Genomic DNA, 8,465 nt, shown 5'->3' on the forward strand with positions numbered 1-8,465 from the left:
CATGACATGGAACGTATTCGCCGCTCGTTAACACTCGGATTATTCCTTTTGTGCCTGGCAATGGTTGCCGGGCAGCGCGCTGTGGGCGAAGAGTTTCAGTTTACGGTGAGCGCCGCAGCTAATGAGGTAATCATTGTTGAAGCGCCCGATACAGCGTTTAAGATTGCGCTTTCCGATACCGCAGGCAGCCCCGCATACAGCCATTATGCCCACACCCATATTGCCGCCATTAAACCCCAAAGCAGTGCACAATATGCGGTAACCGTTGAGGTAACTAATAACAATGAGCAATCAGTAACAGCCCCAGAGTTTGCAGTTTATACGCAACCGGCAAATACCCTGTGGGACTGGCTGGCATGGTTCTCGGCTAGCTACGCTGAGCCAGGCACTACGGCAATACTCACCGAACAAATCGCCCGCCAGAGCGACGCCGAAACAGCGTGTTTTGCCACCGCCTTACTCGCCCGCCAGTATCTTATTGAAGAAAATACCGAACAGGCTACATCCCTGCTTTCCCCTGGTGCCCATGGCTATACCTGCTGGCAACTGGCGGCGCTTGCCATGTCGGCTAATTTTGCCATTTACCATTTTGCCGATGCCAGTCATGCCGGTATGGCATTGCTCCCCGGGCAGTTTGAAAATGCATTAGCCTATGCTTCAACCCTAATAAACCCAGCCGACTGGCAGCCAACGTCAGCGCCGACGCAACAAGAACAAGTGAGTCACATGCTGCCTGCCAACAGTTATCTTACAACCCAGCTGGTAGCCACACTGGGTTTCAGTAACCTGCTGCATGGCTCGGTAGTGTCGTCACAATCCCTGATGGAAGCTGGAAAATATTCGCTGGAGCAAGCGCGCTCGCAAGCTTTAGAACAAGGCTATACAAAACTGCTGCCAGACATTTACAACGGCCTCGCCACCTACTGGTCGCTGGCTAACGATAACGTAGCAGCGGCCCGTTACCTGGATGAAGCCATCCAAAGCAAACAACAATCAGGCGATACACAGGGGCTGGCTGAAATAACCAACAACCTCGCCCTGGTTTATTTATGGTCTGGTCGCTGGGAGTTAGCCCAGCACACCTTTCGCGAGGCAACAGAGTACCTCACTGAGGAAGATGCCGATATTACCGCAGCGGTGCTCACCGCCAATCTTGCCAGCAGTTACAGCTACCTGGGTGATACCGATACCGCCGAACGCTATTATCAGCGTACTCTTAGTTTAAACCAAAGCAGTGTTTACGATGACGATACCAGCCACCTGTACCTTGCCATAGCCAAAATTGCCATGGCCGGACAGCGCTGGCCGGCGGCCCTTAAAGCCCTGACTCAGGCAGAGCAAAAAGCGACTACGCTACGCGCCGACCGCCTGCCGTTAATTTATGCCCTTAAGGCCCAGGTTCTGGCGCACAACAAACAGCCTGCAGAAGCCAGTGAGCTGAAGAATACAGCACTCAACTCGCTGGATACTTTAGTAAAAATGACCGAGCGCATTCAGGCCCTCACTGCCCTTGCCGACACCCGCATTCAGCTTGGCGAGTATCCTGAGGCCGCCAAACAGATAGAGCAGCTCACAGCACTTATAGGCGAGCATGATCCGCAGCAGGTAACCCTCGCTTCACTGCAATACCAGCTCCTCAAAGCCACCGAGCCGCAGAACGAGAGCGCGCTTACCGCCACTTTTAACAAGGCGAATCAGCATATTCTGCAACTGGGGCGCGAACTGGATGCCTATCAAATGGGGCCCCACTGGTTTAACAAGGTCAGAGAGCTATACGATGCTCACCTGGACACCCTGCTAAACAATCCTACCAGGGCGAATACGGAGCAGGCCCTGGCCTTACTGGAAACCTATCAGAGCCAGCTGTTTTTACGTAAACGGCAAGACAGGCAACACCAACATTTACTCAAACAGCCAGAGCTTGAAAGCCTCTGGCAACAACGGCTAACGCTGGAAAGTGGCCTGGTAAACGCCACCGCTGAAAACGACAAACAGCACCTGCAACAACAGCTCGATAACGTAAAAGAGCAGTGGTTGCGACTGGTTAACTCTCGTTTGTCTAACGAAGCCCAGACTAATCAAAAGCCCCTTACCCTGGCATCCGTGCAAACGGCAATAAAGGCAAATCAGGTTGTGCTTCGCTACCTGCACGCCAGCGAGCAATGTTATGTACTGGCAATTTCTGCATCGCGACATCAGGTAACGCCTGTAAAGTGCCCACCAGCGCTGCCAGACGGATTATCCGGCGCTGAGATCATTCAGGCCTATCGCGATGCACGCGCAAGCGATTTTATTCCACAGTGGGTGACTAATAACCCCGATATTGGCGACATTATGTGGCAGGCAGACGGCCGCTTTTTCGCATTGCCCATGGCCCAGCTGCGACTGCATGATAACCAGTATGTAGGTGGCCGCTATACACTGCGCCAGACGCCCTCATTAAGTGAATACCTATCCCCCACCCTACGGCAAGCTGCGGCGCCAATGGCGATCGGTATTTTTGATTCACCCGCATTTGAAAGTAAATCGCCCACAGCTGATACTGGCTGGCGCAACAAATTGCCGGCACTCCCCTGGGCGAAACGCGAAGGCGACCAGCTTGCCTCGCTCTTCTCAAACTATGCGGTTGAACGATATTCGGCAGAACAAGCCACCCAGCAGGCTTTACTCAGTTCAGACTTGCGTGAAGCTCCGCTGTTACATATTGCCACCCACAGCTACTTTGATCCTGAAGACCCAGCCATTGTGGGACTGGCCGTTGCCAGAAACCCATCAACAACCACACCGGACAACGGTTTTCTATCGCAAAGCGCATTACTGGGCGAGCCATTTAACAATCAACTGGTAGTGCTCAGCGGCTGCGAAACCTCGCTGGGCAAAATGATGGCTCACGACGGTCTGCAAAGTCTGGCCTACGGCGTGTTAACGGCCGGGGCCGATTCGGTGATCAGCACCCGCTGGAAAGTCTCAGACAAACCCACCGCCACCTTTATGCAGTATTTTTATCAGGGGCTCAAGCAATCCGGCAGCAGTACACAAGCGCTGCGTCACGCACGCCAACAGATGCAACGTCACCCGCGCTTTAAACACCCTATGCACTGGGCAGGCTTTACGCTCACAGTGGTTAATCAGAACGCTGAATTTTTCCTGCTACAGTCGCCTCAATAAACACGACGAGCTTAACCGAAACTGATCGTAAAAAGTGGTTAGTTGAACTGATATGCAATGCCGGAGCTTGTTGTTTAATCGTCACTACGTAAATATAGATTCGCATAAAAATAATTTAACGACAGATAAACAGGAGTTTGTGGTGAACTTAACTAAGTTAACCCTGATTGCAGTACTGATAAGCTTCAGCCAGCTCGCTCTGGCAAAGCTAAAATACTTCCCCCACCCTAATGAGAACGCCCCTTATTCGCTGGCCACCCAGGTGGATAATATTGTGTACCTTTCGGGTCAGATCCCGCTCGATGAAAACGGTGAGATGCCCGCCACCATGCCAGCTCAGGCCAAACAGGTGATGCTTAATGTAAAAATGGCACTTGATTCGCTGGGACTCGGTATGGAAGACGTTTTCAAGTGCACGGTAATGATAGACGACATCAGTAAATGGCCCGACTTTAATGCCGTTTATACAACCTTCTTTACCAATGGTGCCTTACCGGCCCGCAGCGCATTTGGCGTAGACGGCCTGCCAATGGGTGCAATGGTTGAGGTAGAGTGCATGGCGCATATGCGCCGTATGTAAGCCCCGGCAAACTGCGAGCGGCGGACTCCCTATCCGCCGTGTTGTACTTCGACTTAACCGCCTTTTCAGTTACACTACCGGCGATGTCATACCAAACTCCCAGTCAGGCACTTGAAGTGCTCTACGAAATCAAAAAAAGCAAATTCCACGCGTTTGCCGCCTGTGCGCCAGACCGCGAAACCGCTATGGAATTACTCGCTCAGAAAAAAGCCCAATATCCCGATGCCAGGCACCACTGCTGGGCTTATTTACTAGGTCGCCCGGACATGCCGGTAAGTGTTGCCTGCTCAGACGATGGAGAGCCAAGCGGCACCGCAGGCAAACCGATATTAAACGTACTCCAGCACAAAGACGTGGGCGACGTCATGCTCATTGTTACCCGTTACTTTGGCGGTATAAAACTCGGTGCCGGCGGTTTAGTGCGGGCCTACTCCAGTGCTGCGCAGCAGGTAATGGAAAACCTCGGGGTTACGCAGCATGTTACACTGGACGAAATCACCGTAAATGCCGACTTTAAGCACGAACAGTTTATTCGTCATTGGGTAACACAACAGCAGGGCGAAGTGAGCGATTGTCAGTACAGCCATCAGGTAACCATGACAGTAGCCCTGCCCGCCCCGGAAATCGACGCCTTCACCGCGATGTGCCGCAATCAGGGGATCAGCCTCATACCAAAAACCTAGAGCAGCAACACATCCCCAAAGCACGCTAACCCATCTCCCGCACAGACAACCCGGTTCACCACGCATGCTCCCCACTCCGTCATCCCCGCACGCAACCCCACCCGTCATCCCCGCACGCTCTTGAGCGGGGATCTCCTGAAAAGGCTATTTAAGGTGAGCCAAACTGATTAGGAGCTCCCGGCTCGGAGGCCGGGATGACAGGAATGAAAATCGTCATCCCCGCATGCCCCCCCCGTCATCCCCGCATGCTCTTAAGCGGGGATCTCCATGCACATCCTTTCCAACAGAAAGCATGTATCAGCCCAAATACACGAATCAGGAGTTCCTGGCTCAAGCTCAATCACGGGATTGTTACCTCTTAATCTGCGCCATAAAAGCATCATTTTTTCAGTGTACAAGTGTTCGCTGAAGCTTTACACTGAGTTGTATTAAAAGAGGAACAATATGACTTCACTACCCAAACGCGCTTATTCAGTGGCAGAAGAATGGCTCAATAGCATCAGCCACGGCCTCGCCTGTGTGGCGGCCATTGTGGGATTGGTGTTTATGTTATTGCGTGCCGAAAACTCGGTAAGTGTTACCGCTTCAGCAGTTTATGGCGGCACGCTGATTTTTATGTTTCTGTCCTCAACGATTTATCATGCGGTAACCCATCAAAAGGCCAAAGGCCTGTTAAAACTATTTGATCACAGCGCCATCTATTTGCTGATTGCGGGCACTTATACTCCTCTTACGCTGGTAGCCATTGGCGGCCTGCTTGGCGTAATCGCCACTGCCTTTATCTGGGTACTGGCGATTGCCGGTGTAGCCTTTAAGATGATAGCCAGACACCGTTTTCCTAAGGTATCGGTAGTTACTTACCTGATCATGGGCTGGATAGTAGTTGGGTTAATCTACCCGCTGTATCAGGCCATGCCAGGCTCCGGATTATGGTTGATTGTAGCCGGCGGCCTGTGCTTTAGCATTGGTGTGTTGTTTTATGTCGCCAAGTCAAAAAAATACACCCACGCTATTTGGCATTTGTTTGTAATTGGCGGCTGCAGTTGCCATTACTTTTCAATTTACTATTATGTGGTGTAGAGCACTTAACAGCAGTATTTCGTTATGACATCCAGCCTTTCGTGGTTTACCGTTGGCAACGGGCGCATTACTCTGGGCGCCAGACCCACACCTGACTACCTCACTAAGTTACGCGGCCAAGGCGTTACCCATATAGCCACCATCCAGACATCAGAAGAAAATAAGCCTGAGCTAAAAAATGATGTAGCCAATGCAGGCCTGCACTGGTTATGGCTCCCCTTCAACATCGCCGATATCTTTGTTAACAATGATACCGAAAAAGCCTTTATGCAACAGTACTTGCAGGAAGTAGCCGAAACCCTGCGCGAAGGCGGCAAAGTATACCTGCACTGCGACGGCAACTGCGAACGCTGCCGGTTATTTCTATACGCACTGTGCATTTACAAAAGGATCCCAGCCAGCAGCGCTTATAACATCATTCACAGCTTCGGCGGCGACAAAGCCAACCAACTATCCCGCCGCGAATTACAACAAGCCGCAGCAATAGTGGCGTAGTTAAGGATTTCTATTCTGTTTACCAGGGCTTAAGTTTTGTGGGCACAGCCGGTTCACGGTGTACCGGCTGTGCGAACTACTCACAATATCCGCAAGGAAATGCGCAGTTCCATTACAGATGCTTTTTGAAAAACGCACCTACTTTTTGGGTAACGGCAGGAATGAAAAACCGATAGCCACGACCTCCCCCCTGTACATTGTAGAACACCACTTCATGGTTATTCGTTCGTAGTGCCTGATACAACAACACGCTTTGATTAAAAGGAACAACGGGATCGGAATTAGCATGCATAATCAAAAATGGCGGCAAATTACGCTCAGTGGATATGTATGTGATTGGATTGTACTCGTCAACTTTTTGTGCATTTTCTGGCAAATGGGGCTGTCCACCGATGACCATGGATTCTGGTGAATTGGGAGCTTTGTGATCAAAAATGCTGGGGAACTTCCCCATCTCCACAAAGACAGTTGGTCCGTAGAAGTCGACCACAGCTTTCACTGTCGATTTGGCTTCATCATTCGGTTAATAGGGTATTTGACATAACACCAACACTGTTTATTATTTAACCACACCGCATGATTAACTCTTACAAGTTTGTCGCCAAAACATGAGGAAATTGCCATTTAATCTCCCTCATAGGAAGGCGGCTCAACACCATTTCAGCGTTACTTATTACGACAAGTTATATCACAAGGACAAGGCAATTTATGGCGCAGGAATACCCAAGCAACTCCGCATTAGAACAACGTAAACTATTGTTAGAAGTAGACTTGTTAGAACTACAAAAACACGAACAATTGCGCCGATGGTTCCAAAGACCTGTAATTTTGTTTGCAATTCTTCCGAGTATAGTTGCCGCTGCAACGCTGAGCTTTCAACTTTATACGGGTTACTACGAAAATTCAGCTCGACTGGCAACATTAGAAAAGAAAGAAGCAGAACAAGCTAAAAAGCAGCTTGATATAAAACGCAATGAACTAAAAACAATTGAAAACGATGTAGCAGCCCGGCAGAAAAAAATTACAAAAGATCAGGATGCAATTAATGCAATAAGAAATGAGATGGCTGTACAAGAAGCTGACTTGCAAGCTGAACTAGAGGCTATTGAAAAAATAAAAGCTTCCTTAGCCGAAGCTGAAGACAGTATCTCCCAAAAAGAAAAAGATGTATTGGAAAAAACGAAAGCGCTAGATGAAGAACTGGCGTTAATAGATAAGCAAAAACAAGTCGCTCAAGCCGAGATCGCCTTATTAAAAAAAGAGTTAGCTACGATAACGCAGCAATTCGAAACCGCGAAAAGCAATTTGAGATACGCTAGCATCGACGCATACATTGAAGCGATAGCTGAGGGCGATTCTACGCCGCACAATGAGTCAGCAAAAGCACTTATACGCTACCTTCAAAATACTGATGCGTTTACTTTTAAAGATATAGACACGTATTTTAATAAATTTAAGTCAGAGCCGCTTCTTTACATAAACCTCCTGCATGCCTTGTACCGCGCGTTTGAAGAGCCGCACCTTGTAAACCGAATTATGGATTTTGCAGAACTCAACCTCGATAACACTTCAGTCTGGTGGTTTTTAGGAACAGCTGCGTATTAGGCATTTCCCGATCACTAATTCCGGCCTCTCGATCACCCCAATTCTGATACACCCGATCACTGGTATTATGGCTTGCCCGATCAGTAGTTGTGGCAGACCGCAGTCTGCCACAGGTATTTACCTCATGGTTTGTTGCTTTCTCATTGACTCCCCAGTGAGGGTTATCCGGTGAGCATTGTGGATGAGGCGATCTAGTAGCGCATCGGCAACCGTGCCGTTACTTATCATTGAATGCCATTGCTCTACAGGTAGCTGACTACAGATGATGGTGCTACTTACGCCGTGCCTGTCTTCTACCACCTCCAGTAAGTCTGTTGCCTGTTTGACGGTGAGTTTTTCCAGTCCCCAGTCATCCAGGATCAGTAGCTGTTGTTTCGCTATCGTTGCTAGCTGCTTGGTGTAACTGCCATCAGCGTGGCCGATGTGTAAGTGCTCGTTTAATCGTGGTAATCGCCAGTAACCAACACGTATTCCCTGGCGACACGCTTGTTCACCAAGCGCACAAGCTACATAGGTTTTACCGCCACCTGTGGCTCCGGTAACAATGATATTCTGATGATGACTAAGATATCCGCCATTTAATAAATCGGCCATTCTTGGCTTTTGTAATCCGCGGCCATTGTCGTATGACAGTTCTTCCGGTGTTGCATTTAACCTGAGTCGTGCCTGTTTACGAAGTCGGTTGATGCGGTTTGTCCGTCTTTGGTTCATTTCATGGTCAACCAGCAGGGACAACCGTTCCTCGAAGGCTAATTCACAGTAGGTGTTGGGTTGAGCGCGTTGCTGTTTTAACATATCCGCAATCCCTGTCATGCGCAGTTGCTGTAATTGTTGGATGAGTAGATCGTTCATTT

General features: G+C 49.6%; 8 protein-coding genes. 6 read left to right on the plus strand and 2 right to left on the minus strand.

What is annotated here, in order from left to right; translation table 11 throughout:
• Positions 1-6: 6 nt before the first annotated feature.
• The 5 genes from C6Y40_RS22965 to C6Y40_RS22985 all read left to right on the plus strand — a co-directional run bounded on the left by C6Y40_RS22965 (position 7) and on the right by C6Y40_RS22985 (position 6,006).
• The gene (locus tag C6Y40_RS22965; RefSeq protein ID WP_105936717.1) at positions 7-3,168 is read left to right on the plus strand and encodes a CHAT domain-containing protein; all 3,162 of its coding nucleotides are present in this window, start codon (positions 7-9) and stop codon (positions 3,166-3,168) included.
• A gap of 142 nt (positions 3,169-3,310) precedes the next feature.
• Positions 3,311-3,748 carry a RidA family protein gene (locus C6Y40_RS22970; RefSeq protein WP_240622064.1) on the plus strand — a complete coding sequence of 146 codons (438 nt, stop codon included), beginning with the start codon at positions 3,311-3,313 and terminating at the stop codon, positions 3,746-3,748.
• Positions 3,749-3,831: 83 nt separating this feature from the next.
• Entirely contained in the window at positions 3,832-4,431 is a 600-nt protein-coding gene (locus tag C6Y40_RS22975; RefSeq protein WP_105936719.1) for a YigZ family protein, read from the plus strand.
• 444 nt (positions 4,432-4,875) lie between these two features.
• Positions 4,876-5,511, plus strand: a complete 636-nt coding sequence (gene trhA / locus C6Y40_RS22980; RefSeq protein ID WP_105936720.1) for a PAQR family membrane homeostasis protein TrhA — start codon at positions 4,876-4,878, stop codon at positions 5,509-5,511.
• 24 nt (positions 5,512-5,535) lie between these two features.
• Complete coding sequence (locus tag C6Y40_RS22985) at positions 5,536-6,006, plus strand: protein-tyrosine phosphatase family protein (RefSeq protein ID WP_105936721.1); 471 nt, start codon at positions 5,536-5,538, stop codon at positions 6,004-6,006.
• Positions 6,007-6,118: 112 nt separating this feature from the next.
• Here C6Y40_RS22985 and C6Y40_RS22990 read toward each other — a convergent pair whose 3' ends face one another.
• A complete protein-coding gene (locus C6Y40_RS22990) occupies positions 6,119-6,505 on the minus strand; it encodes a prolyl oligopeptidase family serine peptidase (protein WP_105936722.1) in 387 nt (128 codons plus the stop codon).
• A gap of 209 nt (positions 6,506-6,714) precedes the next feature.
• On the opposite strand from C6Y40_RS22990, the gene C6Y40_RS22995 reads away from it, so the two are divergent.
• Positions 6,715-7,611 (plus strand): hypothetical protein, encoded by an 897-nt coding sequence (locus C6Y40_RS22995; RefSeq protein WP_105936723.1) that lies wholly within the window; start codon positions 6,715-6,717, stop codon positions 7,609-7,611.
• A 117-nt stretch (positions 7,612-7,728) separates the two neighbouring features.
• Here the strand turns inward: C6Y40_RS22995 and istB are convergent, their stop codons facing one another.
• Positions 7,729-8,463 (minus strand): IS21-like element helper ATPase IstB, encoded by a 735-nt coding sequence (gene istB / locus C6Y40_RS23000; RefSeq protein ID WP_071979584.1) that lies wholly within the window; start codon positions 8,461-8,463, stop codon positions 7,729-7,731.
• Between the last annotated feature and the right edge of the window lie 2 nt (positions 8,464-8,465).

This window comes from Marisediminitalea alba (assembly GCF_002993365.1).
Taxonomy (GTDB): Bacteria; Pseudomonadota; Gammaproteobacteria; order Enterobacterales; family Alteromonadaceae; genus Alteromonas; species Alteromonas alba.